Consider the following 26,617-nt stretch of genomic DNA (forward strand, 5'->3'; position numbering starts at 1 on the left):
ACCGGATTCCGGCTTCGGCGTACGTCTATTTGGGTCAAGCGCTCCGTATGCTGCTGTCCTCTTATGCCGGATGGACCCTTGCGCTTGCGACCGCGAAGCTTTCGCGCGGTCGGGACCTGCGCAAACAGGTACTGAACAGGTACTGCCGCACCCTTAGCTACTCTGAATGTTCCGCAGGATAAACCTTTGATCTCTACAGCTAACATCACGATGCAGTTCGGCGCCAAGCCACTGTTCGAAAACGTCTCTGTCAAGTTCGGCGCGGGTAACCGCTACGGTCTGATTGGCGCCAACGGTTGCGGCAAGTCGACCTTCATGAAGATCCTCGGCGGCGACCTCGAGCCGTCCGGCGGCCAGGTCATGCTTGAGCCGAACGTGCGCCTGGGTAAATTGCGCCAGGACCAGTTCGCCTACGAAGAATTCACCGTGATCGACACCGTGATCATGGGCCACGAAGAGTTGTGGAAGGTCAAGGCCGAGCGCGACCGCATCTATTCGCTGCCGGAAATGACCGAAGAAGACGGCATGGCCGTGGCCGAGCTGGAAACCGAATTCGCCGAAATGGACGGCTACACCGCCGAGTCCCGTGCCGGTGAACTGCTGCTGGGCCTGGGAATTGGCATCGAGCAGCATTTCGGCCCGATGAGCGAAGTGTCGCCCGGCTGGAAACTGCGGGTACTGCTGGCCCAGGCGTTGTTCTCCGACCCGGAAGTGCTGCTGCTGGACGAACCGACCAACCACCTGGATATCAACACCATCCGCTGGCTGGAAAACGTGCTGACCCAGCGTTCGAGCCTGATGATCATCATCTCCCACGACCGTCACTTCCTGAACAGTGTCTGCACCCACATGGCGGACCTGGACTACGGCGAGCTGCGCCTGTTCCCGGGCAACTACGACGAGTACATGACCGTGGCGACCCAGTCCCGCGAGCAACTGCTGTCGGACAACGCCAAGAAGAAAGCGCAGATTTCCGAACTGCAATCGTTCGTCAGCCGCTTCTCGGCCAACGCCTCGAAAGCCAAGCAAGCCACCTCCCGTGCCAAGCAGATCGACAAGATCCAATTGGCCGAGGTCAAGCCATCGAGCCGTGTCAGCCCGTTCATTCGCTTCGAACAGACCAAGAAGCTGCACCGTCAGGCGGTCATTGTCGAAGGCATGGCCAAAGGGTTTGACGGCAAGCCGTTGTTCAAGGACTTCAGCTTCACCGTCGAAGCCGGCGAGCGCGTGGCGATCATTGGCCCGAACGGCATCGGCAAGACCACGTTGCTGCGCACCCTGGTCAATGAACTGGAGCCGGACGCCGGTACTGTGAAATGGACCGACGCCGCGGAACTGGGTTACTACGCCCAGGACCACGCCCACGACTTCGAAGACGACGTCAACCTGTTCGACTGGATGGGCCAGTGGACCCAGGGCGGCGAACAACTGGTTCGTGGCACCTTGGGCCGCATGCTGTTTTCCAACGACGAGATCCTCAAGTCGGTCAAAGTCATTTCCGGTGGTGAACAGGGTCGCATGCTGTTCGGCAAGCTGATCCTGCAAAAGCCGAACGTGCTGGTGATGGACGAACCGACCAACCACTTGGACATGGAATCCATCGAGGCGCTGAACCTGGCGCTGGAAAACTACCCGGGCACGCTGATCTTCGTCAGCCACGACCGTGAGTTCGTATCGTCCCTGGCCACCCGCATCATCGAGTTGAGCGCCGATGGCGTGATCGACTTCAGCGGCACCTATGACGATTACCTGCGCAGCCAGGGTGTGCTGATTTAAGAGCAGCGTCGAGTTGTAAGCTTCAAGCTGCAAGTGAAAAGCCCTGTCCGTTGTGACGGGGCTTTTTGTTTTCAAGGTAGAACCGCTTGTGGGAGCACAGCTTGCTTGCGATTTGGCCGTTTCAGTCGACTTGGTATTGGCCGACCTACCGTCATCGCGAGCAGGCTCGCTCCCACAAGGAACCGATGTTCTTCCAAGCCCTGCGGCCAGTGTGGGAGCGAGCCTGCTCGCGATAGCGTCGGCACTATCACCACCCGGGCAAACCGTTAGCCTGCTTTCTTTTATTCCCGCCGCGCGCCATGATGAGCCCCTCTTACCGCTGCCCGCGAACGAGCCTCATGCCAACACACCCATCCACCCCCAGTTCCCTGTCGATCACCTGGCAGATCATCTCCATCGTCTTCTATACCTTCATCGCCTTTCTCTGCATCGGCCTGCCGATTGCCGTGTTGCCGGGCTATGTCCACGAACAGTTGGGCTTCAGTGCCGTGGTGGCCGGGCTGACCATCGGCTCCCAGTATCTGGCGACGCTGCTCAGTCGGCCCATGGCCGGGCGGCTGTCGGACAGTATCGGCACCAAGCGGGCGATCGTTTATGGGCTGTACGGGATCGTCCTCAGTGGTTTGCTGACGTTGCTTTCGACGCTGCTGCAAAGCTTTCCACTGCTGAGCCTGTTGATCCTGATCGCCGGGCGTTTGCTGCTCGGGGTGGCTCAGGGCCTGATTGGCGTGGGCACCATCAGTTGGTGCATGGGCCAGGTGGGGGTCGAACACACGGCCCGCTCGATCTCATGGAACGGCATCGCGTCTTATGGGGCCATTGCCATCGGCGCGCCGCTGGGAGTGGTAATGGTCAGTGAGCTGGGCTTTGTCAGCCTGGGGATCGCCTTGTCGCTGCTGGCCGGCGCGGCGCTGCTGTTGATACGCAACAAGCCATCGGTGCCGGTCATTCGTGGCGAGCGCCTGCCCTTTTGGGCGGTGTTCGGGCGTATTGCACCGTACGGGACGAGCCTGTGCCTGGCGTCGATCGGCTACGGTACGCTCACCACCTTCATCACGTTGTTTTATGTCAGTCGCGGCTGGACGGGTGCAGCCTGGTGCCTGACGGTGTTTGGCGTCTGTTTCATCCTGTCGCGCTTGTTGTTCATTTCCAGCATCGCCCGCTTCGGAGGCTTCAGGACGGCCATTGCCTGTATGTGTATAGAAACCCTGGGGCTGGTGTTGCTATGGCTGGCGCCTTCTACCGCGTTCGCGCTGATTGGCGCGGGGCTGGCCGGTTTCGGGCTGTCGCTGGTGTATCCGGCGTTGGGTGTGGAAGCCATCAAACAAGTACCGAATACCAGCCGTGGCGCAGGACTGAGCGCCTATGCGGTGTTCTTCGATCTGGCGCTGGCGATTGCCGGCCCCTTGATGGGCGCGGTGGCGTTGAATCTGGGGTATTCCTCGATCTTTTTCAGTGCGGCACTGCTGTCGATCATCGGACTGGGGCTGACTTTACTGCTGCGGCGCCGTACCGAAACAGCCGCTTATTGATCGACCTTGTGCAAACCCACCAGGCCGGTTCGCCCAGGCCTGGTGTTTTTTTGCGCGGTCTTTAAGCTGCGGCGAATTGCTCGCTGATCTGCAGCTTGGCTTCGCTTATGGCTTTGCTGCGCATTTCGTCACCGTAAGCCAGGCCCTCGGCGCGAACGAACTCGATGTCGGTAATGCCGAGGAAACCGAACATGACCTTCAGATACTCCTCATGCGCCACGCCGCTTGGCTGGCCGGCATGCAGGCCACCAGAGGTGGAAACGATCACCAGTTTCTTGCCACCACACAGGCCTTCGGGGCCGGCTTCGGTGTAGCGGAAGGTTTGGCCGGCCACGGCGATACGGTCGATCCAGGCCTTGAGTTGAGTCGGAATGGTGAAGTTATACATCGGCGCTGCGATGACCACCGCGTCCGCCGCCAGGAATTCGGCCATGGTCGAGGCACTGAGATCAGTCTCGTGCTTCTGGGCAGCGTCGCGCAGTTCAGCGCTGGTGCCGGCGGCGATCAGGGTCTGGGCGGAAAAGTGGCTGATGGCATCGGCCGCCAGGTCGCGGTAGGTCACGACGACGTCCGCTTCGGCAGCTTTCCAGGCCTCAACCACGTCACGGCTCAGTTGGCGGGACGCGGAATTGTCGCCCAGGATGCTCGAGTCGATGTGCAACAGTTTCATATGAGTGCTCTCCAAGTGAGGATCGCGACCAAGCGATCAATTGAGAACAATCCTATCGATGAAGCCAATAGCCGATAAGTCAGTATTAATGCGATAGTTCGTTCCACTGACAGGACAATAGAACTCGATATGCAAGACCTCAATGATCTGTACTACTTCGCCAAAGTGGTCGAAGCCGGTGGTTTCGCCGCGGCCGGACGCCTGTTGGGTATTCCCAAGTCGCGGCTGTCACGGCGTATCGCTGAACTGGAAGAGCGCCTTGGCGCCCGACTGCTGCAACGTACCACCCGCCAGTTGAAGCTCACGGCCGTTGGCGAGCGTTATCTGCGCCATTGCCAAGCCATGCTGCTGGAAGCCGAGATGGCCGATGAAGCCGTGGCGAGCATGTCCACTGAGCCGCGCGGGCGCCTGCGGGTTTCCAGTCCGGTGGGTTTGGCTCATCAGATGCTGGGCGGGGTGATCGCCAGCTTTCTGGAAAAATTCCCTCAAGTGCAGCTGGAAATGATGCTGGTCAATCGGCGGGTAGACCTGGTGAGCGAAGGCATCGACGTGGCATTGCGCGTGCGCGATCTGGGGGACGAAGACCCGCTGCTGATGACGCGACGGCTGCGTCAGGCGCGGCTGATCATGGTCGCCAGCCCAGCGTTCGTCGCAGGACGGCAGATCAATACCCCGGAGGATCTCAAGAAACTGCCGATACTCGGGGCGCTGGACGCCGATCGCCTGGTCCATCTGCGCCTGCTCAAGGCCAACGCAGAGCCCGTCGAACTGGCCCTGGAAGCCCGGCTGGGCATCGACGACTTCATTGTGCGCCGCGCCTGCGCCCTCGCCGGCCTGGGTTTCACCTTGTTGCCGAGCATGTATTGCGAGGAGGAACTGCAGGACGGCACACTGGTGGAATTGTTGCCCGAGTGGTCGCTGCCGGACGGCTGGCTGCAGGCAGTCTATCCGCATCGACGCGGCATGTTGCCAGCGGTGCGCGCGTGGATCGACCACTTGGTAGAAGCATTCGATGGCTGTGGAGATAGAAAAATATGAGCTTGAGCGAAGAGGATGTCGCGCAGTTCTGCCTGGGTTTGCCGGGCGCCAGGGAGGACTACAAATGGGGCGGCGTGCGGGTATTTTCCATTGCCGGCAACAAGATGTTCGCCCTGCAGAACCTGCGGGGCGAATCACTGGCGTTCAAGGTGGACAAGGATCTGTTCCTGGGGCATTGCGACCGCCCGGGGATCCACCCGGCGCCCTATCTGGCGCGGGCTCAGTGGGTCATCATGCAGACGCCCTACCCGCTGGGCGCCGATGAACTGCGTGGCCTGCTGCAGCGCTCCCACCAACTGGTGGTGAGCAAGCTGCCCAAGCGCACCCAGGTGGGTTTGCTGCTGTCGTGAAGCTCAGAAAAGCATCAGCAGATGACTGCCCAGGAATAACTGGTCGATCCAGAACACCTGGTGCAGCAACACGATGAACCAGAACACCACCTGAAACGACACCTTGCGGGTCTTGTGGCGAAACACTTGCTGAGCCAACAACGCCCCGGGCCAGCCCCCGGCCAGCTCCACGGCGTGCAATACGTTTTCCGGGGTGCGCCAGGCGTCAGCGCGGGCCTTGCGCTTGTCGCTCCAGTACAACAGAAACGCCACCACGCTGACGAGCCCGTAGGCCGTCAGCGGCACCCAGGACACCGCGCGCAACCCGAGCAAAAGTGACCCGAGCAGCGGCAAGGCGCACACCAGCGCAAATACCACGAGCTTGAGCCGCAAACTCTGCACGGCTGGGCCCGGCTCACGGCCTGGACGGCTCATGGCTGGGCCGCCGTCCAGTCCACCCAACCGAATTGCCAGGTGGCCAGGATCAACAGGCCGAAAGCGATCCGGTACCAGGCAAATACGGCGTAACTGTGGCTGGCGATGAACAGCAACAAGCCCCTGACCGCGATCATGGCGAAAATGAACGCCGTGACGAAGCCGATGGCGAACACCGGAAAATCCGCCGGCACAAACAGCTCGCGATATTTATAGCCGGAGTAGACCGCTGCGCCGACCATGGTTGGCATCGCCAGGAAGAATGAAAACTCGGTCGCGGTCTTGCGCGACAGCCCGAACAGCAAGCCACCGATGATGGTCGAGCCTGAGCGGGAGGTGCCGGGAATCATCGCAAGGCACTGGGCGAAGCCGACTTTCAGCGCATCCTTCCAGGTGATGTCGTCTACCGTTTCGGCGTGCACTGTGTGCTGGCGCTTCTCGGCCCAGAGCATCACGAAACCGCCCAGCACCAACGCCGTGGCCACCGTGATCGGGTTGAACAGGTATTCATGGATCAGGTCTGCAAACAACACGCCCAATACCACAGCGGGCATGAAGGCAATCAGCAGGTTGGCCGTAAACCGGCGAGCGCTGGGCTGGGTGCGCAAGCCCAGTACCACGTCGAAGATCTTGCGCCGAAACTCCCACACCACCGCCAGGATCGCCCCGAGCTGGATAATGATGTTGAACGCCATCGCGCGCTCGCCGCCGAACTCGAGCAAGTCCGCGACAATGATCTGGTGCCCCGTACTGGAGATCGGCAGGAACTCCGTCAAGCCTTCTACCACGCCAAGAATCAGTGCCTGAAAGGCGGTCCACAAATCCATTCATCCCCCAAAAGACTATGCTTGCGCACGTCTCATCAAAATTTAAGCGTTATGCAGGTGTAAACAGCAGGCGCACGGTGACTGCGATTTCTCAAAAAAACCAATGAAAAAACCGGAACAGGCTCAGGTTTTGCGCCGCGGGGCCGAAATCCTATCAGACAAGCCCTGATAACGCTGCCGCGTTATGACTCAGGACACAAAGGCATACCCGCCTGACGCCAGACTCAGGCGGTCGCAGATGACAAGAATAAGAAACCGGAGTGACAGCGTATGAATAGCTTGCGCAGTGTGTCGATCAGCCGACGCTTGTGGCTCATCTTGGTCGTGTCCATCGTGATGTTGTTCACGTTAGGCGCGTTCATGCTTAAGCAGATCCACACCGACCTGTATCAGGCCAAGGTGCAGAAAACCCAGCATGTGGTCCAGACTGCCAGCGGCGTGCTGAGCTACTACCATGGTCTGGAAACGGCTGGCACCCTGACTCGCGAGGCTGCGCAGAAGCAGGCCCTTAGCGCGGTGCGCGGCTTGCGCTATGACCAGAGTGACTACTTCTGGATCAATGACCTGACCCCTGTGATGGTCATGCACCCGACCAACCCAAAACTCGAAGGCCAGAACCTCTCGGCGATTCGCGACCCGAATGGTTTTGCGCTGTTCAACGAGATGGTCGCCATTGCCAAGGCCAAGGGCGCCGGGATGGTGGATTACCTCTGGCCGAAACCGGGCGCCGAGGCGCCGGTGGCGAAAACCTCTTATGTCAAACTGTTCGAGCCGTGGGGCTGGATCATCGGTTCAGGCGTGTATGTGGATGACGTGGAGGCCGAATTCCGCTCTCAAGTGATCAAGGCTTCGCTGATCGGCCTGGCGATCACCCTGCTCATGGGCCTGCTCCTGACCCTGATCGTGCGCAGCATCGTTCGGCCGCTGCAGGAAACGGTCAATGCCATGGCCAACATTGCCAGCGGTGAAAGCGACCTGACCCGCACCCTCGACACCCACGGCCAGGATGAAGTGACGCAACTGGCCCGGCATTTCAATGCCTTTACCGCCAAACTGCGCGAAGTAGTCAGCCAGTTGCAGGACTCGGCCAGGGCCCTGGGGCAATCGTCCAACGACCTGGGTAACGACGCCGCCCAAGCTCAGGAGCGCAGCCAGCAACAATCGCAACAGATGGAACTGGTGGCGACCGCGATCAACGAAGTGACCTACGGCGTGCAAGACGTCGCCAAGAATGCCGAACACGCCGCCAGCGAAATGCGCGACGCCGAATCTCAGGCCCAGCAGGGCCAGGTGAATATCGATGGCAGCTTGCAGCAGATTGACCGACTGTCCCAGACCATTGATCAGGCGGTCGAAGTGATTCGCACCCTGGCCAGCGAAAGCACCCAGATCGGCAGTGTGCTGGAGGTGATCCGCTCCATTGCCGAGCAGACCAACCTGCTGGCCCTCAACGCCGCGATCGAAGCGGCCCGCGCCGGTGAACAAGGTCGAGGCTTTGCCGTGGTGGCTGACGAAGTGCGGTTGCTGGCCCAGCGCACGCAGAAGTCCACCGCCGAGATCCAGGCGATGATCGAACGCTTGCAGAACCACTCCGAAGCGGCGGTGAAAGTCATCAGCGACAGCAGCCGTGCTTCGCAATTGACCATTGAACAAGCCGGGCTGGCAGGCGCCAGCCTCAACGCCATCGGCCAGGCCCTGCGCAATCTCAACAGCCTGAACGCCTCCATCGCCAGCGCCACGCTGCAACAGGCCCATGTGGTGGAAGACATCAACCAGAACGTGACCCAGGCCGCCGGCCTCTCCCACAGCACCGCCCTGGCGGCTGAACAATCGAGCCTGGCGAGTACCCGTCTCAAGTCGCTGAGTGAGCAATTGAACGGGTTGCTGAAGCAGTTCAGGGTCTAGCTGATCGATACTCGCTGGGCGTCTGGTGCATCTCGATGCGAAAGTGCCGATTGAAGTTGGACAGGTTGTTGTAACCCACCTCAAAACAGATATCGGTCACCGGCATTTCACTGTGCAACAGCAACCGGCAGGCTCGCTGGACTCGGAGCTTGCGCATCAGATCAATGAAACCGTGTCCGGTGATGCGTTTGAAGAAACGCGAAAAACCGGGCTCGCTCATGCCCAGTTGCCGAGCAATCACCGACAGGCGCAGGTCACCCGTGAGTTCAGTCTGCAGGTACTCAAAGGCCTTGTGGATGCGTTCGGAACTGCGGGCATCCAGACTGGGTGCATAACAAGGGCTGGCCAGGCACTGGGCCTGCTCCTGCGGGGCGAGATTGAGTGTGTTGAGCAGTTGGAGAAACAATGCCAGTCGCCCGAGTCCCTGGGCCGGGCCGATGCTCTCCAACAGCCTTGCGGCGTTCACCGCGGTGTCGCCGCGGAAGACCAGACCTCGTCGTGCCCTTTCGAACAGCGGCTGTAAATCCCCGAGTTCAGGTAGCGTCCGGCGCAGGCTCAACAGCGTTGCGCCATCGAATTGCAGCACCACGTCCCTTCCAGCCAAGTACTCGCCCGGGGCCAGGTCGCCCATCCAGTCGTGGGGCAAGCCTGGGCCGATCATCGCCACGTGGCCGGGGCCGAATGGACCAATATAATCGCCCGCCAGCAATTTACCGCTGCCCCGACGAATGAGATGGATCTCGAATTCGGGATGGTGGTTCCAGCGCGCCAGCGGATACGGATAGTCGTGCTCATACCAGCGAAAACTGTGCTCGGGCTCAGGCAGGATGACTTCAAGTTCGGCGGGTGGCTGCTCGAACAGGGGCGTTGAGTGATCAGGCATGTCGCGCGTCTCTATCGCTGTAGGCAGCACCTTACGCCCGGCGCGCACCGGTTCACCAGCCCTGACCTGATCGTCCACCGATACTTTTTTAACCCGGCCAAGGGACACGTCACGGCGTTAAAAAAGTACCAGCCGATGATCCCTCCCGCGTTTGTCCGGCGCCAATGGCGCTGCTGTAATCGGCACGTCATTGATGGTGAGACGCGCTCCCCTGCTGTTTATTTTGTCATTCGAGACAGGACAACCCATGAAACGACTGGAAGGAAAAAGCGCGCTGGTCACCGGTGCTGCCCGTGGTATTGGCAGGACGTTCGCCCAGGCCTATATCAACGAAGGGGCTACTGTGGCGATTGCCGATATCGATCTTGGAAGCGCCCAAGCCACCGCCGCCGAACTGGGCGACAGCGCCTACGCGGTCAAAATGGACGTCACTGAACAAGCTTCGATTGACCAGGCCATCGAGGCGGTCGTGGCCCGGACGGGCAAGCTCGATATCCTCGTCAATAACGCAGCGCTTTTCGACCTGGCGCCTATCGTGGAGATTACGCGCCAAAGCTACGAACGGCTGTTTTGCATCAATGTCGCCGGCACACTCTTCACGCTGCAGGCCGCCGCCCGGCAGATGATCCGCCAGGGGCATGGCGGCAAAATCATCAACATGGCCAGCCAGGCCGGCCGGCGTGGAGAAGCCCTGGTGGCGGTGTATTGCGCCACCAAGGCTGCGGTGATCAGCCTGACCCAGTCGGCCGGCCTTGATTTGATCAAGCATCGAATCAACGTCAACGCCATTGCCCCTGGTGTGGTGGAGGGTGAGCACTGGGATGGCGTGGATGCGCTGTTCGCCCATCATGAAAACCTGCCCCTGGGAGAGAAAAAGCGTCAGGTCGGTGCGCAAGTGCCCTATGGCCGGATGGGCACCGCGCAGGACCTGGTGGGGATGGCGATATTCCTGGCCTCTGCGGAGAGCGAATATGTGGTAGCACAGACTTATAACGTCGATGGCGGGAACTGGATGAGCTGATAATTCGCAAGTTTTGCCCTTGAATCGACGGAGATGGACTTATTTGCCTGAAAATTGATCCCACTACTTGAGGATTGTCCCAAACGGTACCCAACGGTGCCGTTGCAAGGGATTTCAAGAGAGCGTGAATACCGTTGCCCCAGCCGGGCAAAAATTGCGCATCATAGGCGCCGTCCGCTCAAGGGAGATTTACATGCGTGCCATTTCATCCGTCATGCGTCTTATCGGGCTGTCGCTGGGGCTGGCCTTCGCCACCAGTGTCCTGGCCACCGAAGAGACGCAACTGGTCGAGTCCATCAACCTTTACCGCAGTCAGTCGCAAAGTTGTGCGGATCAGGCCTCTCTGGAGCTACCGCCGCTGGCCATGGATTCGCGGCTGATCCTGTCGGCCAACGGCATTGGTGACCTGCAGCAGGCGTTGGCCCGCACGGCTTACCCGATGGTCAACGTACAGGCCATCAGCCTGTCCGGGCCACGGGACGCGCAAGCCGCGATGAAGGCCGTGCAGGAAAGCTTCTGCCAGGTGGTGCTGGACCCGCAGTTTGTCGACATCGGTGTCAGTCGCCTGGATCGCGAATGGCGCATCGTGTTGGCGCGCCCGCTATTGTCGGCGCGTCTGGGAGACTGGCAAGCCGAAGGTCAGAAGCTACTGAAGCTGATCAACAGTGCGCGTGCCCAACCGCGCCGCTGCGGCACCGAAGCCTTCACGGCGACGACGCCGCTGGCCTGGAACGCTACGTTGGCCCTGGCCGCCGTGAACCACACTCGGGCCATGGCCAACAACAACTTCTTTGACCACAAGGATCGCGACAGCCGCATGCCGGGCGACCGCGCCGAGTTGGCCGGTTACCTCGGCCAATTGATCGGTGAGAACATCGCCGCCGGACAGGATACGGCCCTCAAAGTGGTGGACGGCTGGCTGGCAAGCCCCGGTCATTGCGCCAATCTGATGAACCCGCAGTTCAAAGAACTGGGCGCCGGCTATGCGGTGGACCCGAAGAGCGATGCAGGGATTTATTGGACAGCGATGTTTGGCACCCAATAGCGTTTGATCAGATCGCCTGGCACTGACGGCAATCCCGCCATCGCGAGCAGGCTCGCTCCCACAAGGGTTCTACACACTGTGGGAGCGAGCCTGCTCGCGATGACCATGGAACTGTCATTGCTGACGCAGCGTCTGCCGCAAATGCTGCATGAACTGGCTCAACGACGGCGACTGGGCCACTGGCTTGCGTTGCAACAGGCCGATCGAACGCTTTCCGGGCTGGTCGATGGCAATCACCGCGCATTGCTCGCCAATGTTGAACACCGCCGTGCAACTGGCCGGCAGCAGGGAAAACCCCAACCCTTCGCGTACAAGCGCAGTGGCGGTACTCATGTGCGCCACCTCCCAGGCCGGCTCAGGCTCGACATTCAGGTAGCGCAACGCTGCGTCGGCCAAGGGCCGGATGCTCGTGTCGGGAGTCAGGGCAATGTAGGGCCTGCGTTTCCAGTCGTCCAGACTGTCGCGCTGATGATCCTTGTGGGTCAGCAACACCAGATTGTCATCCAACAGGCGCACGAAGCTCAGCCCGGACAGGTCGTCGGGTAACGAGGTAATACCCGCGTCCACCTCACCGCGCTGCACCCACCCCATGATCTCCCCGGCCCGACCATCCAGTACGCTCACCCTTACACCCGGGTGTTTGCGCTGGAACGACGCGATGACCACAGGCAGGAACGAAGCGGCGGCCGTGGGCAGTGCCGCCAGGCGAAGGGAGCCACGACTCAGGCTGAGGGTGTCACGGGCGTCCCGTACGGCATCGTCCATGTCCCTGAGCATGCGCCTGGCCTGGGGCAGGAAGTGTTCGCCGGCCAGCGTCAGTTCGACACTGCGGGTGTTACGCGCCAGCAACTGCAAACCCATGGTCTCCTCCAGTTTGCGAATGCTGTAGCTCAGCGCTGGCTGGGACAGGTGAAGCTGTTCAGCGGTGCGCGTGAAGCTTGAGGTTTCAGCGATCAGGATAAAGGCACGAAGTTGTCGGAAAGAAACGTTCATGGCCGCACTTATAAAGATAATGGATCAATTGATTCTACCTTTAAAATTCACAGAACAATCCATGCCCGCCACTATGGGCCATCCCATCAGTGGAAACGGACATGACAAAAACAATTCTCGTCGGATGCGGCGCCGGTTTCGCCAATGATCGCCCGGACGCCGCCTTGCGCCTGGCCCAGGACCTGGCGCAACGAAACGGCCAGCGCTACATCATGCTGGAACTGCTGGCCGAACGGACGCTGGCCGAAGCGCAACTGCGCAGGGGCCTCGATCCTCAAGCCGGATATGCCTCTCGCCTGTTCGATTTCCTCGAGCCGATGCTGGATGTGTGTATCGAAGCCGGCATCCCCATCATTACCAATGGGGGGCAGCCAATCCCAGAGCCGCCGCGCAGCGCCTGCGAGCAACACTGGCAGGACGCTATCCGAGTTTGAAAATTGCCTGCGTACTGGGCGATGACCTGCTGGAAGAAACCACACCGCGCTTCAAGCAATGGCTGCCCGTGGACCCGGCAGACGTGGTTTCGGTCAACGTCTACACCGGTGCCGACGGCATTCATACGGCGCTGCAAGAAGGTGCCGGTATCGTGCTGTGCGGGCGAGTGGCCGACCCTTCGCTGGCGGTGGGCGCGATTCGCCATGGGCTGGGCTGGGCCGCCGACGATTGGCAGAAAATGGCCATCGCCACCGCGACCGGGCATTTGCTGGAGTGCTGCACCCAGGTCACCGGCGGGTACTTTGCCCACCCTGGGATCAAAGAGATCCCGGCCCCGGCGAACCTCGGTTGCCCCATTGCCGAAATCCATGAGGATGGGCGTTTGATCATCGGCAAAACCCAGGGCTGCGGGGGCCGCGTCAGCGAGCAAACGGTCAAGGAACAATTGCTTTACGAGGTGCATGATCCGCGCCGCTACCTGACCCCGGACGTGGTGCTGGACCTGGGGAAGGCCCGCGTCCGGGACCTGGGTGAAGACCGCGTTGAGATCAGCGGCCTGCTGGGCCATCCGCGCCCCGATACGCTCAAGGGCCTGGCCGGTGTGCGTGGGCTCTGGTTCGGCGAAGCAGAAATTTCCTATGCCGGCCCCGGTGCCGTGGCCCGTGCCGCCCTGGCCCGGGAAATTCTGCTGCAACGTTTTGACCGATTGGCGCCAGGCGTACAGCCCTGGATCGATTTGTCGGGTGTCGCCAGTCTGTTCAATGACCACGGTGGCCGCTATCTGCAACAACGACTGGCCCTGGCGCCGGCCCTCGATGATGTGCGTGTGCGCGTCGGCCTGACCCATACCGACCAGGCAACAGTCCAGACCCTGTTGGCCGAGGTGGAATCGCTTTACACCAACGGTCCGGCCGGCGGTGGCGGCGTGCGCCGGCACCTCGCTGAAGCCGTCACCACCCGCAGCTTCCTGCTGCCGCGCAGCGAAATCCACACGACCCTGGAGTGGTACTGATGAACCTGGTCACCCTCGCCGACTTCGCCCACGCTCGTGCCGGAGACAAAGGCAATATCCTCAGCATTGCGGTATTCCCCCTCGATCCGGCGCACTACCCATGGTTGCTGCGCGAACTGACCTGCGAACGAGTCGCCGAACAATTCGCCACGCGCCGGCCTGCCAAGGTGCATCGCTATGAACTGCCGAACCTGCATGCGCTGAATTTCGTCCTCGAAGACGCCCTGGAAGGCGGCGTAAACCTCAGTTGCGGCCTTGATCGCCACGGCAAGAGTTTGAGTTATCTGCTGCTGTCCCTGCGCCTGCCCCAACCACAGGGCTGAAGGATTCACGCGCCCGTACCGTCGACAACAATAAAAAGAGAGGCTGCACCATGATTACAACGTTGGGTTTTTTGATGATGCTGGTCATCATCGGGCTGATATTGCTGCGCAGGATCAGCCCCGTCGTCGCCTTCACCACCCTCCCCGTCGCCGCTTGCCTGCTGGCCGGTTTCAACCCCGGACAGATCGGCGAGTTCATCAAGGCCGGGCTGATCACCGTGGCGCCCACCGCCGCGCTGTTTCTGTTTGCCATTCTGTTCTTCGGGATCATGCGTGATCGCGGGCTGTTCGACCCGCTGGTCAACCTGCTGATCCGCAGTACCGGTGGCAAGCCGCTGGCTGTGGCGCTGGTCACGGTGCTGGTGACGTCAGTGGTGCATCTGGACGGGGTGGGCGCCGCGACATTTTTGCTGACCATTCCGGCGCTGTTGCCGTTGTACAAGCGTCTGAACATGAGCCCGGCCATGCTGTTGTGCCTGGTGGGCACCACCGCCGGGGTCATCAACATGGTGCCTTGGGGTGGCACCACCGCTCGGGCTGCCGCAGTTTCCGGGCTGGACGCCACGGAGCTTTGGCTAGGTTTGCTGCCGGTGCAGTTGGTGGGGCTGGTCTGCATGTTGCTGGTGGCCACCGTGCTGGGCTCGCGAGCCCAGCGTCGCCGGCCAATGTCACTGGGAGCGGCCGCCAGCGTCGATCTGGACAGCCTGTCCACCGAAGGTCGTGAGTTCGGCCTCTCGCCCCGCAACCTGCGGTACTGGCTGAACGTGGCCCTGACCGGCGCGATCCTGGCTTGCCTGTTCACCGGTATCTTTCCGCTCTATGCCTGTTTCATGGTGGGATTGGGCATTGCCCTGCCGCTGAACTTCCCTTCCCTGGATGCCCAGGCCGAACGTCTCAAGGCCCACGCATCCGATGCCCTGCAAATGGTGCTGGTGATGATGGCCGCCGCCGTGTTGCTGGGTGTGCTGTCCGGAGCAAAAATGTCCGACGGCATGGCCTTGGCGCTGATCGACTTTCTGCCTGGCGGATCCGCTCAGTACCTGCATGTGATCGTCGGATTCTTTGGCGTTCCCCTGGGGATGATCTTTTCGCCGGACGCCTACTACTTTGCCCTGTTGCCGGTGATCAGGGATGTGGCCGCCGCCGCGGGCGTTCCCCTGGAAGCGGTGGCCCGGGCCATGCTGATCGGTGAAAACACCGGTTTCTCCATCAGCCCGGTGGTGCCCAGCGTGTACCTGGCCCTGGCGTTGTCCGGCGTCGAGTTGCGCAAACACATGGCCTACACCTTTTTCTGGGCCTGGGGCGTCAGCCTGGTGATGCTCGCCTTCGCCGTGGCGACCGGGGCGGTACAGGTTTAGGGGGCAGCGCGGGAAGCGGGTTTTCAGTGTGTGCCGAAGATCAACGATCGGTGCACGCCCGATCCCGCCCGCACACCATCGCCCACCGACAGTGCCACCGAGCCGAACGGCATGGCCGCATCACCACAGGCAAACACTCCCGGCACGCTGGTTTCGCGGGTCATGTCAGTCTGGATGAAGGCGCCGAGCGGGCCGTCCTCGAACTCACACCCCAGAGAGGCGGCCAACGAACCTCCCACGCGGGTACGGGGCAAGACGAACAGACCATCGATGGCAACCACACGCCCCCCTTCCAGGACCACATTCGCCCGTTCGCCGTCAATGCGTTCGACCGGTTCGGCTACCAGCGTCACCCCACGTAGTTCCAGGCTGGCCCGCTGCTCCGGGTCGGGCTCGAATACACCATTGGTGAAGAACGTCGTCGGCCCCCAGTCGGGAAGCATCAAGGCGTGGTGCAGCGACATTGGCGACGTCGCCAGCACGCCTATCGGCCCTTGGTCCAACTCATAGCCGTGGCAGTAAGGACAGTGGAAAACGCTTTTGCCCCAGCGCTCAGCCAGGCCTTGCACCGCCGGCAAATCATCGACCACTCCGGTGGCCAGCAGCAGGCGTTGGGCTTGGAAATGTTGCCCACGGGCGGTTTCCAGGGTGAAGCCGCCCTCCTCCTTGCGCGCCTGGACCACGGTGTCCGACACCCACTCCACCGTCGGATAAGCCATGAGCTGGGCGCGGGCATCCTCGGCGATGTCAGCGGGTGCGCGGCCATCCTGGCCAAGAAACCCGTGGGAAGTCGCGGCGAACCGGTTACGGCGTTGCCCCCCATCGATCACCAGCACCTTTCGCCGGGCCCGTGCCAGTTGAAGTCCTGCCGACATACCCGCGTAGCTGCCGCCTGTAATGATGACGTCGTAGCCCATGATCTTTCTCCAAGGGTGGTTTTCGAAGGACCGCTAAAGTCTCGACACATCGTAAGTTCCTTGAAAAGCGCCTGTCAACGATCTCGTAACTTTTGCAATTACAGGCGATACTCCACCCCGTCTCAACCACAGAACAACGCCGTTACCATGAGAAACGACACGCGCCTGTCCCGCATGCTTCATGTACTCATCCACATGGACCGTCACCAGCAATCCGCCACCTCCGACACCATCGCGCAGATGCTCGGCACCAACCCAGTGGTGGTGCGCCGGACCATGGCGCTGCTCAAGGAACAGGGCTATGTCACGTCAGAGAAAGGCCATCGCGGCGGCTGGACGCTGAGCAAATCCCTTACGGAGATGACCCTGCTCGACATCCATCAGGCCTTGGGTAGCACGTCGATTTTTGCCATCGGCCTGTCCACCGATCACCCGCAGTGCCTGGTGGAACAAGCGGTGAATGCGGCGCTGACGGATGCATTCGATGAGGCTCAGGCGTTGCTGCTCAAGCGTTTGGGCAGCATCACCCTGGCGCAGTTGGCGGAGGATTTTGATCAGCGTTTTCGGGAGGGGCACGGCAGAGTGGTGGGAAGCGGGCCTGATCAGGCATCGTGATCGGCATTCCATCGACGCTGGATGTGCCGTGCTTGGAACCGGCCCGCTTCACTTTATTGAGACATCGCCGCCTTCAACGACGACAGGCGTTCACCGCAGGCACCCGGCCACGCCACGGCTGGGCGCGTTCCAATTGCGCGGCCAGGGCCAGCAGGGTGCTTTCTTCGCCAAAGCGACCGGCGAAGTGCGCGCCCATCGGCAGGCCGTTGCTGCTCCAGGACAACGGCACGGACATCGCCGGCTGACCGCTGGCATTGAACAGCGCGGTGAATGGCGAGTAGCTGTGGTAACGCTCCAGCAGTTGATCGAGGCTCATGCACACGTCCTCAACGTCCAGCTCGCCAATCGGTACCGGTTCACGGGTCAGGACCGGGGTGAGGATCAGGTCGTAATCGTGCATGAACGTCGCCAGTTGTCGACCCAGGGTATGAATCCACTCCACTGCAGCCGCGTACTGAGCGCCGCTGACGTTGCCCTTGTCCCGCAGGATGATCCGGGTGCGCACCTCCAGCTCCTCGGCCTGTACCGCGAACCCGCGCATCTGGCCCAGCAGGTCAACGTAATGGCGAGTGCTTGCGCCGATGATGGTGAAGACCTGATCGAGAAACTCCGGTAATACCACCGGCAGGTTTACTGGTTCGACACGGTGGCCGAGGGACTCACACAACCGCGCCGCCTCGCCTACGGCCCTCAGGCTCTGTGGCGATGTTGGCCAGGGACCGAGTTGCTCCACCAGGGCAATGCGCAACGGTTGCGGATCGCGCTGCAACGCCGTCACATAGGGCAACGTCTGGACCGGCGCGGCATAGGGCGCTCCCAGGTCCATTCCGGCGGTGGCGTCCAACAGTGCGGCGCTGTCGCGCACCGACAAGGTGATCGCATGGGGCGTGCCCATCCCCGCCCAACCCTCGCCGATCATCGGCCCGGACGGCAGCAGGCCGCGGCTTGGCTTGAACCCGAAGACGCCACAGCAAGAGGCCGGCACGCGCAACGACCCGCCGCCATCGTTGCCGTGGGCGAACGGCACGACCCGGGCCGCCACCAGCGCTGCCGCGCCACCGCTGGAACCACCGGCGCTATGCCGGGTGCTCCAAGGGTTTCGGGTGGCGCCAAACCGTGAAGATTCGGTGGAGTACGACGTGCCAAACTCCGGTGAAGTGCTGGTGCCCATTACCTGACAGCCCGCACGGCGCAAGCGGGTGACGACTTCGGATTCGAAATCCGCGCGAAAATCGCCCAATGAGCGTGAACCGTTGGTCATTGCCGCCCCCGCAACGGGCGAAAACAGGTCCTTGATCAACGTCGGCACGCCCGCCAACAGACCTTGCCCGACCTCAGGCGTGTCGGCCGCTTCCCGCGCCGAATCGTATAACCGCTCGGCCACCGCGTTGAGCTGCGGTTCGACCCGTTCAAGACGTTCGATGGCCGCCTCCAGCAGTTCGCCGGGGCGGATCTCGCCGCGCCTGACCCACTCGGCCAGTGCGCTGGCGTCTTCGTTGTCCATCAAGTGGTGGATGTCTTGCATGCCCATGCTTCAGATTCCTTGTTTCATGACGATTGACGGGAGCCGAGAGTGGTCGCCTGACCATGGCCTCGAGTACGCAGACCGACAGCGATCCACAGCAGCGCGGCGACAAAACTGGCGACTGCCAGCCATTGGATCGACTGGCGCAGATCGCTGGCGAAGGCGCCCACAGAGGCCACCACCAGCGGACTGACGAACTGGCCGATATACAGAAACGAGGTGAACCCACCCAGGCCACGGCCGCGGGTGCTGGCGGTCAAGGCATTCATCACGGGAGCCATCACGTTGGGCACCAGCAATCCGGAACCCAGGCCCTGAATGAAGACCGCCACCAGCACGGCGTTGTAGCTCTGGGCGCGCATCAGCAGCCAGAGCCCAAGCCCTATCAGACTCAGCAACAGCGCGTTGCAACCGGCGATCCCGAAGCGACGGCGCAGCAAGGGCCACATCAACGAACCGCCCAGGGTCGCCAGCAGGCTCAAGCCTGCCGCCATGCCGATCAGTGTGCTGGAGGCGATGCCCAGGCTGACCAACAGCGTCGGCGCCTGGATCGGCACGACGAAGGTCAGCACCATGCCGCCCAGAATCATCAGGTAACCGATCACCAGCGACCGTACCGCGACCTTGGCCGGACCCGATTCGTCCGCTTGCTGCTCGGCCCTTGGTCGCTTGGCCATCGACGGCTCCCACAGCACCTTCATCATGGCGGGCACCAGCAACAATGGCAGCAGGTACAAAAGGAACGGCGAGCGCCACGAATGCTCCCCGAGCGCCCCACCCACCACAAAAAACAGCGCTCCCACCAGGCCGATGGTCACCACTTGCCGGTTGACGTAGCGCAAGCGCTCTTCGCCGTGCCAGTAGTCAGCAATGAGGGCCGCGCAACAGGTCATCACCGCCGCCTCGGCGCAGCCGAACAGCAGCCGGGTGCCGACAATCGCCGGCAGGTTATCGAGCATCGCCGGCAGCGCGCCGAGCACTGCGTAGAGCAACGTGGCAATCACCAGCAGCGCCTTGCGCCCGACCCGGTCCGCCAGCCAACCGGCCAACGGCGCGCACAGGGCAATCGTCAGGGCCGGCCCGGTGATCGCCAGCGGCACCAGCAGATCGGCCCGCGGCTCCATGGGACCGAATTCGGCGCCCAAACGGGGCAAGATGGGGGCGACCATCACTGAGCCCATGATGGTCAGGCTGCTGCCGAGCATCAGCACCAGCCCTTCACGCCGACCCGTGGCCTGGCGTGACGGGGCTGCGGCCGTTGAAACGGAACTTGATTGGTTCATGGGAGCCCCTTTAGAAACTGTGAGAAATGCGCAGTGCCGTGGTGTAGCCCTCGGCACGGTTACGCGCGTCGAACTCCTTGTAGACGTGCAGCCATACCGGCGGCATCCCGGGCTTGAAGTAGCTCACCGCCGGCCCGACGGCCATCACCCGGGCGCGATTGCCCGATTGCAGCCCTGGCGCATCGTCATCGCTGAACTGGCGGTAGTAATACCCGCCCACGCCCACCGTCCAGGGCCCGACGTGTTGGCCCACCGCGAATTCGTGGCGGTACTCGACGCCGCTCTTGTAGTCAGTGGCCGGGTTGCGTGTGTTGATGTCGACTTCGAAACTGGAAGACACTTCGAAGCCGCTGTCGGAGATGTAAGTGGCGTTGAGGATTGGCGAAAAGGTCCAGTGGTTGAGCCCCGGTGAAATCAGCCGGTTCTTGTCGTAGTTGCCGGTCGGTGCCTGGATCTGGAACTGGGTGTTGACGAACAGGTTGGGCGAGAGGGTCCATTGCAGGATCAGCGGCAACAACTGGATGTCGGCCATGCGAAACGGATCGGCCTCAAGGTCCAGCGGACCGATTGGCGTCTGCACCTGCACCGAAGCGTCCATCTGGAAGAACGGCACGACGGCGCCGAAGCCATACTTGGCGCCCAACACGGTGTAATCGGTCATGCGCATATAGGCGACGCCGATGGACAGCACATCCAGGGAGAAATTGTTGTCCACGGACTTGCCGTGGCGGTCCTTCTGCACGTTGGCCGAATAGAACGCGGTGCGCAGGCCGACGGTGCCAAAGGGCGTGGCCGGCGGCATCATGCCCGCGCCGAAATCATAGACTCCGACCGCCGTGGTCGGCGCACCGTTTTCGGTGCCATGGGCAGCGCCCCCCATACCGATCAGCCCCAAGGTCAACCAAGTACAGCGCCAGGCGTTTGCTTTTTTATTTTGATTCATCGAATGCCCCTCCAACCCTGTGGTGTTGGGGTCATCCTAGGGAGCCGGCTGGTCAGCCGTTATCCGTTTTCAGCACAGATGCGTGCGACGCAGGGTTTGGGAAGGTGTCTCGCCGAACAGCACCCGATAATCGCTGGAAAAGCGGCTCAAGTGCCAGAAGCCCCAGCGTGCCGCCACCTCCTGGACGCCCAGAGCCTGATCCCCGTTGCGCAGTTCACGACGCACGGCATTGAGGCGCAACGCCCGTAAATAGGCCACCGGATTGATACCCAGGGTTTCCTGGAAGCAATACTGCAGTTTGCGTCGGCTGGCCCCGATGTGGTTGCACAGGTCGAGGATCGACAGCGGCTCATCGACATGGGCCAAGGCGTACTCCCGGGCGCGGTCGACCATGCGCTTGCGCGCCGTGGGATTGAGCGGCGGTGCCTCGTCCGGTGCCACCAGTTCCAGTATGTGCAGCATCACCGTGTCACGCAGGCCACGACGAATCGACTCGTAACCCAGCAACGAGTCACGCCCCTGCTCGCCCCCTTCAAGCTCATCGAATAACGCCGCAAGCTCGGCGGGCAGCGTCGAGTTGCCGAGACGGTAACACTTGGGAAGATCGGTAATTCGAAAGCGGCTGCCTTGACGTTCCAGCACATGCTCCAACGCCTGCTCGTCGATGGCGACACCGAGCAGATCCAGATGTTGGGGCGTGCGCAGCTCGGGCAAGTTATGCCCACGGGCGACCAACAGGCTGGGCTCGACAATCGGGTGCCCGGAGCAAAAGACCGGCCCGTCCGCACTCAGCGGCACGCTGAAGGTGATGGCGCCCTCCCAAGCCGTGCCTTGCTTGGTCAGGGCCTGATTAGAGCGGTCGCGCACCAGTTGCATCCACTCCGAGCGGAACTCGATCAACTCGCCGTCGAAGCGCCCGGGGGTCAACTGGTCGTAGCAAACCTGCCAACCGCCCATGTTCCGGGCGTGCTCGTCGATGTCTGTGGTGCGGAACCGATTGATCGGCAGCATCGGCAGTCCCTCCGACGAGACCGCTGGCTGCGCCATGTTGTCATTGTTCATTGACCCGACCTTTGATGATTCCAGGGCTTATGGATCAAAGCTCAGGCAAGTTCCATTCCGCTGGGTAGGCCATTCGTTCAATTGTGCCGAAAACGGATAGACTCTTTCACCGGCCCTGACAAACACCCAGCGCGAAACGATCATGAACGAGATGACCCTGGATGTCGGCCTCGCCGCCGAGTCCATTTCCCAACCGCGCACCCTGGTATTCCTGGCCTATCCGCAGATGGGCTTGCTGGACCTGACCGGCGCCCAAACAGTGTTCTGGGCCGCCACCAAGGCCATGACCGAACGCGGCCTGCCCGGCTACGCCATGCACACCGCCAGCCTGGCAGGCGGATTGATGCAAAGCGCCGAAGGCCTGGTCGTGGATACCCGTGCCCTGCGGGAGCTCGACGGGACGCTCATCGATACGCTGATCGTCCCCGGCGCACCGGACATTCGGCAGGCGATGATCGACTGTGTCGACCTGGTGCAATGGCTGCGCATTGCCTCGGTCCAGGCCAGGCGCACCGCATCGGTGTGCAGCGGCACTTTCCTCATGGCCCAGGCCGGCTTGCTGGACGGACGCCGGGCCGCCACCCATTGGGCCATGTGCGAGATGCTCAAGAGTGGTTTCCCGTCGGTTGAGGTGGATCTTGATGCGATCTTCATCCAGCAGGACAACGTCTGGACCTCGGCCGGTGTCAGCGCGGGCATCGACATGGCCTTGGCATTGGTCGAAGCCGATTGCGGTCGCGACGTGGCCCTGCAGGTGGCCCGTGAGCTGGTGGTGTTTCTCAAACGCCCCGGCGGTCAGGCGCAGTTCAGCCAACTGTTGCAATTGCAGATGCAGGAGAGCGCCGGCTTCGATGAACTGCACGTGTGGATTTGCGCACACCTGGACGACAACAACCTCACCGTCGAGCGACTGGCCCGCGAGGCCAGGATGAGCCCGCGCAATTTTGCCCGGGTCTACAAACGCCAGACCGGCCGCACCCCGGCCAAAGCCATCGAGATGTTCCGCCTTGAGGCGGCGCGGCGAATGCTGGAAGACTCTCAGCGCAACATCGACCAGATCGCCCGCGCCTGCGGTTTCGGTGACGAGGAACGAATGCGTCACACATTTCAGCGTCACCTGTCGATTTCCCCCCGCGAGTATCGCAGCCGGTTTTCCCGTTAAGCGCGAAACTTGCGCTACTGGCCTGTCAGGCCACTTTCCAGGATCGCGCCTGCGAGTCGCCCTGCTCAGCCAGGAGTGCGCTGCAACGGGAGCGCAGCCAACGCTCCCCCGGATCATTGTGCGAAGCACCGCGCCAGACCATGGAAAGCTCGTGCTGGGGCAAACAGATCGGGGCCGCTTGAGCCCGCATACCAGCCAGCACGGCCATCGCCAGGGCAACGTAATCCGGCACGATAGCAATCATGTCGCTCCCGGCCAACAGCACGGGCAAGGCGCTGAACTGCGGCACGGTCAACACCACCCGGCGCTGTCGGCCCATCAGGCATAACGCACGGTCCGAATCATCGATGACATTGCCCATGGACGACACGACGGCATGGGGCCGACGGCAGAATTCATCCAGGGTCAGTTCGCCGGGCTGCGAATCGGCGCGCAGCAGCATCGGTCGAATCGGCCGCAGCGTCTTGCGCCGGGCATTGGCCGGCAGCTCCAGGGTCGGGCTGATGCCCAGGGATATCTCGCCGCTGGCCAACAGCTGGGACACCTGCCATTGATCGGCCCGGCGCACCACCAAGGTGGTGCCCGGTGCCTCGACCCGCAGGCGCCGCAACAACTCCGGCAGCAGTGCGTACTCGACGTCATCGCAAAGGCCGATATGGAAGGTCGCCTCGCTGGTGGCTGGCTCGAACGCCTGGCAGCGGCTCAAGGCTGCGGCGATGCCGTCCAGCGCCGGTGATAGATTGGAGAAGATTTCCCGCGCCCGGGAGGTCGGTTCCATCAACCGCCCCGAACGGATGAACAAGGGATCATCGAACATCAACCGCAGGCGTGCCAGGGCACTGCTGATCGTTGGCTGGCCGAGGAACAGCTTTTCGCTGACGCGGGTCACGTTTCGCTCGTGCATCATGGTTTCGAAGACCACCAGCAAATTGATGTCAGCACGACGCAGGTCATTTCTGTTCATCATCGTCGTCGCCCCAGGCGCCAGGCCATTGAGTCAGGAGTGGACAAGATCATCGCCTGCGCCCTCCATCAAGGCCTACGGCGACGAGGTGTTGAAAGCGTAATCCCCGAGGCAAGCCAGTGTCTGTTGTACGTGGGGACACTCACCCCACCCTTTGGGCAACATCATCGATACTTCGGTATATACCAAGCCCTGTGGCGAACACTGCCTTTGTGGCGAGGGGATAAATCCCCTCGCCACAAATAAAGTATTGGCACGGCCTGGCGGAATTTCAGGGTTTTATGTCCTACCTCAGCCCAAGCGGCGCTTCTAAGATACGAACCGATGCTCTGGCCCCCGACATCCCAGAGCGAGACCACGTAAAAACAAAAGGTCTGCCAGCGTGCCCCTACCCTCCGCGATGCTCAAGAACGTCTATGACAGCCTGCGATACGCCCCATGCCAGAAGGGGCCGCGACTGTCGATGGGAATCAGTACCCATCCGCTGGTCAACGCCCTCGGCTGGTTGGTAGGCCTGGTGGTGGCTTGCGGGATTGTCATCATCAACTCCGAGACCCATTCCGACCTGGCGCCGACCTTGCTGTACATCACCTTGTTATTGATGGCGGCCAACCTGTTCTCCATCAATCTGGTGATCACCGTCGCGCTGATGTGCATGGGCTTGCTCACCGCGATGTTCTTGTACAACGGCGGCTATCACCGCTGGGAATCGACCACCGGTTTCTTTCGCTGCCTGACCGCATTGTCCGCCATTGCGTTCCTGGCGCTGCGCAGCAAGCAGGCTTCCGACAGCCTGCGGCACAACGAGGCTTACCTGATCGGCGCCCAGCGCCTGAGCCAGACCGGCAGCGTGGGCTTTCGCGGCGATCGCCAAGCGTTGACCTGGTCGCAGGAGTCGGCACGGATTTTCGAGTACTCGCCCAACAAGACACCGACGGTGTCGATGATGCTGGCGCGCACTCACCCTGAAGACCTGGAGTTGGCACGCGGGGTTTTCCAACAGGCCGCCGCTGGTGAACCGCAGATCGAGGTCAAGCTGCGCCTGCTGATGCCTGATGGGCGCATCAAGCACATCCACATGATCGCCAGCCCCCTGCTCGTCCAGCATGGCCGTTTCCAGTACTTGGGCGCGCTCATGGACGTCACTGCCAGCAAGCAGGCCGAAGACGCATTGTTCCGCGCCCAGAGCCAATTGGCCCACGTCACGCGCTTGACCTCCCTGGGGGAAATGGCCGCGTCCATCGCCCACGAGGTCAATCAGCCACTGACGGCCATCACCAGCAGTGGCGAGGCCTGCCGCCGCTGGCTCAAACGTCCGGAGCCCGATCTCGGGGAAGCCCTGGATTGCCTCGACCGAATCGTCGCCAACGGCTGTCGCGCCAGCGAGGTCATCAGCGGTATCAGAGGCTGTCGCGCAAATGCGACCCGGTGCGCCAGCCCGAGCGGCTGGACGACATCGTCCGCGAGACCCTGAACCTGGTCCAGCAGCAACTGGCTCATCATAAAGTCCGGGCGAAGGTGGAGCTGGCAGCGACCGACAGCCAGGTCAGCGCAGACCGGGTGCAACTGCAGCAAGTGATCATCAACCTGATTATCAATGCCTGTCACGCCATGGACGCAGTCAAGGTACACGAACGAACCCTGCACATACGCACCTGGATGGAGGATAACGAAGTGCTGCTGGAGGTGACTGACCACGGAACCGGCATTGCCCCCGAGGTCCTGCCGTCCTTGTTCAATGCGTTTTTTACCACCAAGGAAAACGGTCTGGGCATGGGCCTTTCCATCTGCCGGTCCATCATCGACTTCCATGACGGCAGGATCTGGGCGACCAGCGAGGCCGGCCAAGGCACCTCATTCAGGTTCGCGCTGCCGCGGCTCACTTGCACCGCTGTGTCGGGGAGCGGGCAATGAACGCCATGCAGCCCACGAAACCGGTCCTCGGCAACGAGCCCATCGTTTATATCGTTGACGACGACGCACCGCTGCGCGAAGCCCTCGGCAGCCTCCTGCGCTCCATCGGCCTGCAGGTGCATCTGTTCGATTCGGTCGCACAGTTCATGAACCATTCCAGGCCCGACCTGCCCAGTTGCCTGGTTCTGGATGTACGGCTGCAAGGCACCAGCGGCCTGGAGTGCCAACGGGCGCTGGTCGCGGCCAACGTCCATCTGCCCATCGTGTTCATGACCGGCCACGGTGACATCGCCATGACCGTGCGGGCGATGAAGGCCGGTGCCGTGGATTTCCTCGCCAAGCCGTTTCGCGAACAAGACCTGATCGACGCCGTGACCGCCGCCCATCAACAGGACTGCCGGCGGCGCGACGCCGAACGCAGCCATCAGCAAGTGCTTGACCGTTACACCACATTGACCCCGCGCGAGCAACAGGTCATGGCGCTGGCGGCGTCAGGCCTGATGAACAAGCAGATCGCCGGGGAACTGGGCTTGAGCGAAATCACGGTCAAGATTCACCGCGGCCAAGCCATGCGCAAAATGTGCGCAGGCTCGTTTGCCGATCTGGTCCGCATGGCCCAGGTGCTGGAATGGCGCGGCGAGCAGTAGAAA

At 61.8% G+C, this 26,617-nt stretch carries 23 protein-coding genes and 2 pseudogenes; 14 read left to right on the forward strand and 11 right to left on the reverse strand.

Going from position 1 to position 26,617, the window contains the following annotated elements:
• Window positions 1–186 precede the first annotated feature (186 nt).
• Together GKKCFE_RS11865 and GKKCFE_RS11870 are read left to right on the forward strand one after the other, a co-directional pair.
• On the forward strand, window positions 187–1,776 hold the full coding sequence (locus GKKCFE_RS11865) for an ABC-F family ATPase (RefSeq protein ID WP_076384583.1): 1,590 nt from the start codon (window positions 187–189) through the stop codon (window positions 1,774–1,776).
• Window positions 1,777–2,114: 338 nt separating this feature from the next.
• Window positions 2,115–3,308: an MFS transporter gene (locus tag GKKCFE_RS11870; RefSeq protein ID WP_047229121.1), complete on the forward strand. Its 1,194-nt coding sequence runs from the start codon at window positions 2,115–2,117 to the stop codon at window positions 3,306–3,308.
• A 61-nt stretch (window positions 3,309–3,369) separates the two neighbouring features.
• Here GKKCFE_RS11870 and GKKCFE_RS11875 read toward each other — a convergent pair whose 3' ends face one another.
• Window positions 3,370–3,978 (reverse strand): FMN-dependent NADH-azoreductase, encoded by a 609-nt coding sequence (locus GKKCFE_RS11875; RefSeq protein WP_047229122.1) that lies wholly within the window; start codon window positions 3,976–3,978, stop codon window positions 3,370–3,372.
• 129 nt (window positions 3,979–4,107) lie between these two features.
• Between GKKCFE_RS11875 and GKKCFE_RS11880 the strand changes: the two genes are divergently transcribed.
• On the forward strand, window positions 4,108–5,016 hold the full coding sequence (locus GKKCFE_RS11880; RefSeq protein ID WP_047229123.1) for a LysR substrate-binding domain-containing protein: 909 nt from the start codon (window positions 4,108–4,110) through the stop codon (window positions 5,014–5,016).
• Window positions 5,013–5,366: an MmcQ/YjbR family DNA-binding protein gene (locus tag GKKCFE_RS11885; protein WP_047229124.1), complete on the forward strand. Its 354-nt coding sequence runs from the start codon at window positions 5,013–5,015 to the stop codon at window positions 5,364–5,366. The genes GKKCFE_RS11880 and GKKCFE_RS11885 overlap by 4 nt, the downstream gene beginning before the upstream one ends.
• A 3-nt stretch (window positions 5,367–5,369) precedes the next feature.
• Here the strand turns inward: GKKCFE_RS11885 and GKKCFE_RS11890 are convergent, their stop codons facing one another.
• Window positions 5,370–5,780, reverse strand: a complete 411-nt coding sequence (locus tag GKKCFE_RS11890) for a DUF1294 domain-containing protein (protein WP_047229125.1) — start codon at window positions 5,778–5,780, stop codon at window positions 5,370–5,372.
• Complete coding sequence (locus tag GKKCFE_RS11895; RefSeq protein ID WP_092398075.1) at window positions 5,777–6,607, reverse strand: undecaprenyl-diphosphate phosphatase; 831 nt, start codon at window positions 6,605–6,607, stop codon at window positions 5,777–5,779. Before GKKCFE_RS11895 ends, GKKCFE_RS11890 begins: the two co-directional genes overlap by 4 nt.
• A 270-nt stretch (window positions 6,608–6,877) precedes the next feature.
• Between GKKCFE_RS11895 and GKKCFE_RS11900 the strand changes: the two genes are divergently transcribed.
• Window positions 6,878–8,512: a methyl-accepting chemotaxis protein gene (locus GKKCFE_RS11900; protein WP_310662593.1), complete on the forward strand. Its 1,635-nt coding sequence runs from the start codon at window positions 6,878–6,880 to the stop codon at window positions 8,510–8,512.
• Here the strand turns inward: GKKCFE_RS11900 and GKKCFE_RS11905 are convergent.
• Complete coding sequence (locus GKKCFE_RS11905; RefSeq protein ID WP_139050033.1) at window positions 8,502–9,395, reverse strand: AraC family transcriptional regulator; 894 nt, start codon at window positions 9,393–9,395, stop codon at window positions 8,502–8,504. The genes GKKCFE_RS11900 and GKKCFE_RS11905 overlap by 11 nt on opposite strands.
• 247 nt (window positions 9,396–9,642) lie before the next feature.
• On the opposite strand from GKKCFE_RS11905, the gene GKKCFE_RS11910 reads away from it, so the two are divergent.
• Both GKKCFE_RS11910 and GKKCFE_RS11915 read left to right on the forward strand, forming a co-directional pair.
• The gene (locus tag GKKCFE_RS11910; RefSeq protein WP_047229129.1) at window positions 9,643–10,416 is read left to right on the forward strand and encodes an L-iditol 2-dehydrogenase; all 774 of its coding nucleotides are present in this window, start codon (window positions 9,643–9,645) and stop codon (window positions 10,414–10,416) included.
• A 193-nt stretch (window positions 10,417–10,609) separates the two neighbouring features.
• Window positions 10,610–11,461, forward strand: a complete 852-nt coding sequence (locus GKKCFE_RS11915) for a CAP domain-containing protein (RefSeq protein WP_047229130.1) — start codon at window positions 10,610–10,612, stop codon at window positions 11,459–11,461.
• A gap of 114 nt (window positions 11,462–11,575) precedes the next feature.
• On the opposite strand, the gene GKKCFE_RS11920 is transcribed toward GKKCFE_RS11915, so the two are convergent.
• The gene (locus GKKCFE_RS11920) at window positions 11,576–12,454 is read right to left on the reverse strand and encodes a LysR family transcriptional regulator (protein ID WP_047229131.1); all 879 of its coding nucleotides are present in this window, start codon (window positions 12,452–12,454) and stop codon (window positions 11,576–11,578) included.
• A gap of 101 nt (window positions 12,455–12,555) precedes the next feature.
• On the opposite strand from GKKCFE_RS11920, the pseudogene GKKCFE_RS11925 reads away from it, so the two are divergent.
• From GKKCFE_RS11925 to GKKCFE_RS11935, 3 genes and pseudogenes are all read left to right on the forward strand, one after another.
• Window positions 12,556–13,901: pseudogene (locus GKKCFE_RS11925) on the forward strand (acyclic terpene utilization AtuA family protein).
• The gene (locus tag GKKCFE_RS11930; RefSeq protein WP_171061361.1) at window positions 13,901–14,224 is read left to right on the forward strand and encodes an AtuA-related protein; all 324 of its coding nucleotides are present in this window, start codon (window positions 13,901–13,903) and stop codon (window positions 14,222–14,224) included. The pseudogene GKKCFE_RS11925 and the gene GKKCFE_RS11930 overlap by 1 nt, the downstream one beginning before the upstream one ends.
• A 50-nt stretch (window positions 14,225–14,274) precedes the next feature.
• Window positions 14,275–15,582, forward strand: a complete 1,308-nt coding sequence (locus GKKCFE_RS11935; protein ID WP_047229134.1) for a CitMHS family transporter — start codon at window positions 14,275–14,277, stop codon at window positions 15,580–15,582.
• Between the two features lie 23 nt (window positions 15,583–15,605).
• Here the strand turns inward: GKKCFE_RS11935 and GKKCFE_RS11940 are convergent, their stop codons facing one another.
• Window positions 15,606–16,499: an NAD(P)/FAD-dependent oxidoreductase gene (locus GKKCFE_RS11940; RefSeq protein WP_139050029.1), complete on the reverse strand. Its 894-nt coding sequence runs from the start codon at window positions 16,497–16,499 to the stop codon at window positions 15,606–15,608.
• Window positions 16,500–16,646: 147 nt separating this feature from the next.
• Here GKKCFE_RS11940 and GKKCFE_RS11945 point away from each other — a divergent pair, with 147 nt between their 5' ends.
• Entirely contained in the window at window positions 16,647–17,114 is a 468-nt protein-coding gene (locus tag GKKCFE_RS11945) for an Rrf2 family transcriptional regulator (RefSeq protein WP_339487923.1), read from the forward strand.
• A 73-nt stretch (window positions 17,115–17,187) separates the two neighbouring features.
• On the opposite strand, the gene GKKCFE_RS11950 is transcribed toward GKKCFE_RS11945, so the two are convergent.
• From GKKCFE_RS11950 to GKKCFE_RS11965, 4 genes are all read right to left on the reverse strand, one after another.
• Window positions 17,188–18,645 (reverse strand): amidase, encoded by a 1,458-nt coding sequence (locus GKKCFE_RS11950; RefSeq protein ID WP_339487926.1) that lies wholly within the window; start codon window positions 18,643–18,645, stop codon window positions 17,188–17,190.
• Window positions 18,646–18,662: 17 nt separating this feature from the next.
• Window positions 18,663–19,922: an MFS transporter gene (locus GKKCFE_RS11955; RefSeq protein WP_339487929.1), complete on the reverse strand. Its 1,260-nt coding sequence runs from the start codon at window positions 19,920–19,922 to the stop codon at window positions 18,663–18,665.
• 10 nt (window positions 19,923–19,932) lie between these two features.
• On the reverse strand, window positions 19,933–20,865 hold the full coding sequence (locus GKKCFE_RS11960) for a SphA family protein (RefSeq protein WP_339487932.1): 933 nt from the start codon (window positions 20,863–20,865) through the stop codon (window positions 19,933–19,935).
• 69 nt (window positions 20,866–20,934) lie between these two features.
• Window positions 20,935–21,927 carry a helix-turn-helix domain-containing protein gene (locus GKKCFE_RS11965; protein WP_076384565.1) on the reverse strand — a complete coding sequence of 331 codons (993 nt, stop codon included), beginning with the start codon at window positions 21,925–21,927 and terminating at the stop codon, window positions 20,935–20,937.
• A gap of 151 nt (window positions 21,928–22,078) precedes the next feature.
• Between GKKCFE_RS11965 and GKKCFE_RS11970 the strand changes: the two genes are divergently transcribed.
• On the forward strand, window positions 22,079–23,089 hold the full coding sequence (locus tag GKKCFE_RS11970) for a GlxA family transcriptional regulator (protein WP_047229184.1): 1,011 nt from the start codon (window positions 22,079–22,081) through the stop codon (window positions 23,087–23,089).
• Window positions 23,090–23,114: 25 nt separating this feature from the next.
• Here the strand turns inward: GKKCFE_RS11970 and GKKCFE_RS11975 are convergent, their stop codons facing one another.
• Complete coding sequence (locus tag GKKCFE_RS11975; RefSeq protein ID WP_107322446.1) at window positions 23,115–24,056, reverse strand: LysR substrate-binding domain-containing protein; 942 nt, start codon at window positions 24,054–24,056, stop codon at window positions 23,115–23,117.
• A gap of 460 nt (window positions 24,057–24,516) precedes the next feature.
• On the opposite strand from GKKCFE_RS11975, the pseudogene GKKCFE_RS11980 reads away from it, so the two are divergent.
• Window positions 24,517–25,967 (forward strand): annotated as a pseudogene (locus tag GKKCFE_RS11980) (sensor histidine kinase).
• Complete coding sequence (locus GKKCFE_RS11985; RefSeq protein ID WP_047229141.1) at window positions 25,964–26,614, forward strand: response regulator transcription factor; 651 nt, start codon at window positions 25,964–25,966, stop codon at window positions 26,612–26,614. The pseudogene GKKCFE_RS11980 and the gene GKKCFE_RS11985 overlap by 4 nt, the downstream one beginning before the upstream one ends.
• Window positions 26,615–26,617: the final 3 nt, after the last annotated feature.

The organism is Pseudomonas sp. E141 (assembly GCF_052659885.1).

Excerpts from the sequence above, each read along its gene's own strand:
- GKKCFE_RS11915 (WP_047229130.1), top strand. The coding sequence starts at position 10,610 with ATGCGTGCCATTTCATCCGTCATGCGTCTTATCGGGCTGTCGCTGGGG.
- GKKCFE_RS11910 (WP_047229129.1), top strand. The coding sequence starts at position 9,643 with ATGAAACGACTGGAAGGAAAAAGCGCGCTGGTCACCGGTGCTGCCCGT.
- GKKCFE_RS11945 (WP_339487923.1), top strand. The coding sequence starts at position 16,647 with ATGAGAAACGACACGCGCCTGTCCCGCATGCTTCATGTACTCATCCAC.
- GKKCFE_RS11965 (WP_076384565.1), bottom strand. The coding sequence starts at position 21,927 with ATGAACAATGACAACATGGCGCAGCCAGCGGTCTCGTCGGAGGGACTG.
- GKKCFE_RS11950 (WP_339487926.1), bottom strand. The coding sequence starts at position 18,645 with ATGGGCATGCAAGACATCCACCACTTGATGGACAACGAAGACGCCAGC.
- GKKCFE_RS11930 (WP_171061361.1), top strand. The coding sequence starts at position 13,901 with ATGAACCTGGTCACCCTCGCCGACTTCGCCCACGCTCGTGCCGGAGAC.
- GKKCFE_RS11985 (WP_047229141.1), top strand. The coding sequence starts at position 25,964 with ATGAACGCCATGCAGCCCACGAAACCGGTCCTCGGCAACGAGCCCATC.
- GKKCFE_RS11935 (WP_047229134.1), top strand. The coding sequence starts at position 14,275 with ATGATTACAACGTTGGGTTTTTTGATGATGCTGGTCATCATCGGGCTG.
- GKKCFE_RS11875 (WP_047229122.1), bottom strand. The coding sequence starts at position 3,978 with ATGAAACTGTTGCACATCGACTCGAGCATCCTGGGCGACAATTCCGCG.
- GKKCFE_RS11975 (WP_107322446.1), bottom strand. The coding sequence starts at position 24,056 with ATGATGAACAGAAATGACCTGCGTCGTGCTGACATCAATTTGCTGGTG.
- GKKCFE_RS11870 (WP_047229121.1), top strand. The coding sequence starts at position 2,115 with ATGCCAACACACCCATCCACCCCCAGTTCCCTGTCGATCACCTGGCAG.
- GKKCFE_RS11885 (WP_047229124.1), top strand. The coding sequence starts at position 5,013 with ATGAGCTTGAGCGAAGAGGATGTCGCGCAGTTCTGCCTGGGTTTGCCG.
- GKKCFE_RS11960 (WP_339487932.1), bottom strand. The coding sequence starts at position 20,865 with ATGAATCAAAATAAAAAAGCAAACGCCTGGCGCTGTACTTGGTTGACC.
- GKKCFE_RS11940 (WP_139050029.1), bottom strand. The coding sequence starts at position 16,499 with ATGGGCTACGACGTCATCATTACAGGCGGCAGCTACGCGGGTATGTCG.
- GKKCFE_RS11905 (WP_139050033.1), bottom strand. The coding sequence starts at position 9,395 with ATGCCTGATCACTCAACGCCCCTGTTCGAGCAGCCACCCGCCGAACTT.
- GKKCFE_RS11895 (WP_092398075.1), bottom strand. The coding sequence starts at position 6,607 with ATGGATTTGTGGACCGCCTTTCAGGCACTGATTCTTGGCGTGGTAGAA.
- GKKCFE_RS11970 (WP_047229184.1), top strand. The coding sequence starts at position 22,079 with ATGACCCTGGATGTCGGCCTCGCCGCCGAGTCCATTTCCCAACCGCGC.
- GKKCFE_RS11920 (WP_047229131.1), bottom strand. The coding sequence starts at position 12,454 with ATGAACGTTTCTTTCCGACAACTTCGTGCCTTTATCCTGATCGCTGAA.
- GKKCFE_RS11880 (WP_047229123.1), top strand. The coding sequence starts at position 4,108 with ATGCAAGACCTCAATGATCTGTACTACTTCGCCAAAGTGGTCGAAGCC.
- GKKCFE_RS11900 (WP_310662593.1), top strand. The coding sequence starts at position 6,878 with ATGAATAGCTTGCGCAGTGTGTCGATCAGCCGACGCTTGTGGCTCATC.
- GKKCFE_RS11890 (WP_047229125.1), bottom strand. The coding sequence starts at position 5,780 with ATGAGCCGTCCAGGCCGTGAGCCGGGCCCAGCCGTGCAGAGTTTGCGG.
- GKKCFE_RS11955 (WP_339487929.1), bottom strand. The coding sequence starts at position 19,922 with ATGAACCAATCAAGTTCCGTTTCAACGGCCGCAGCCCCGTCACGCCAG.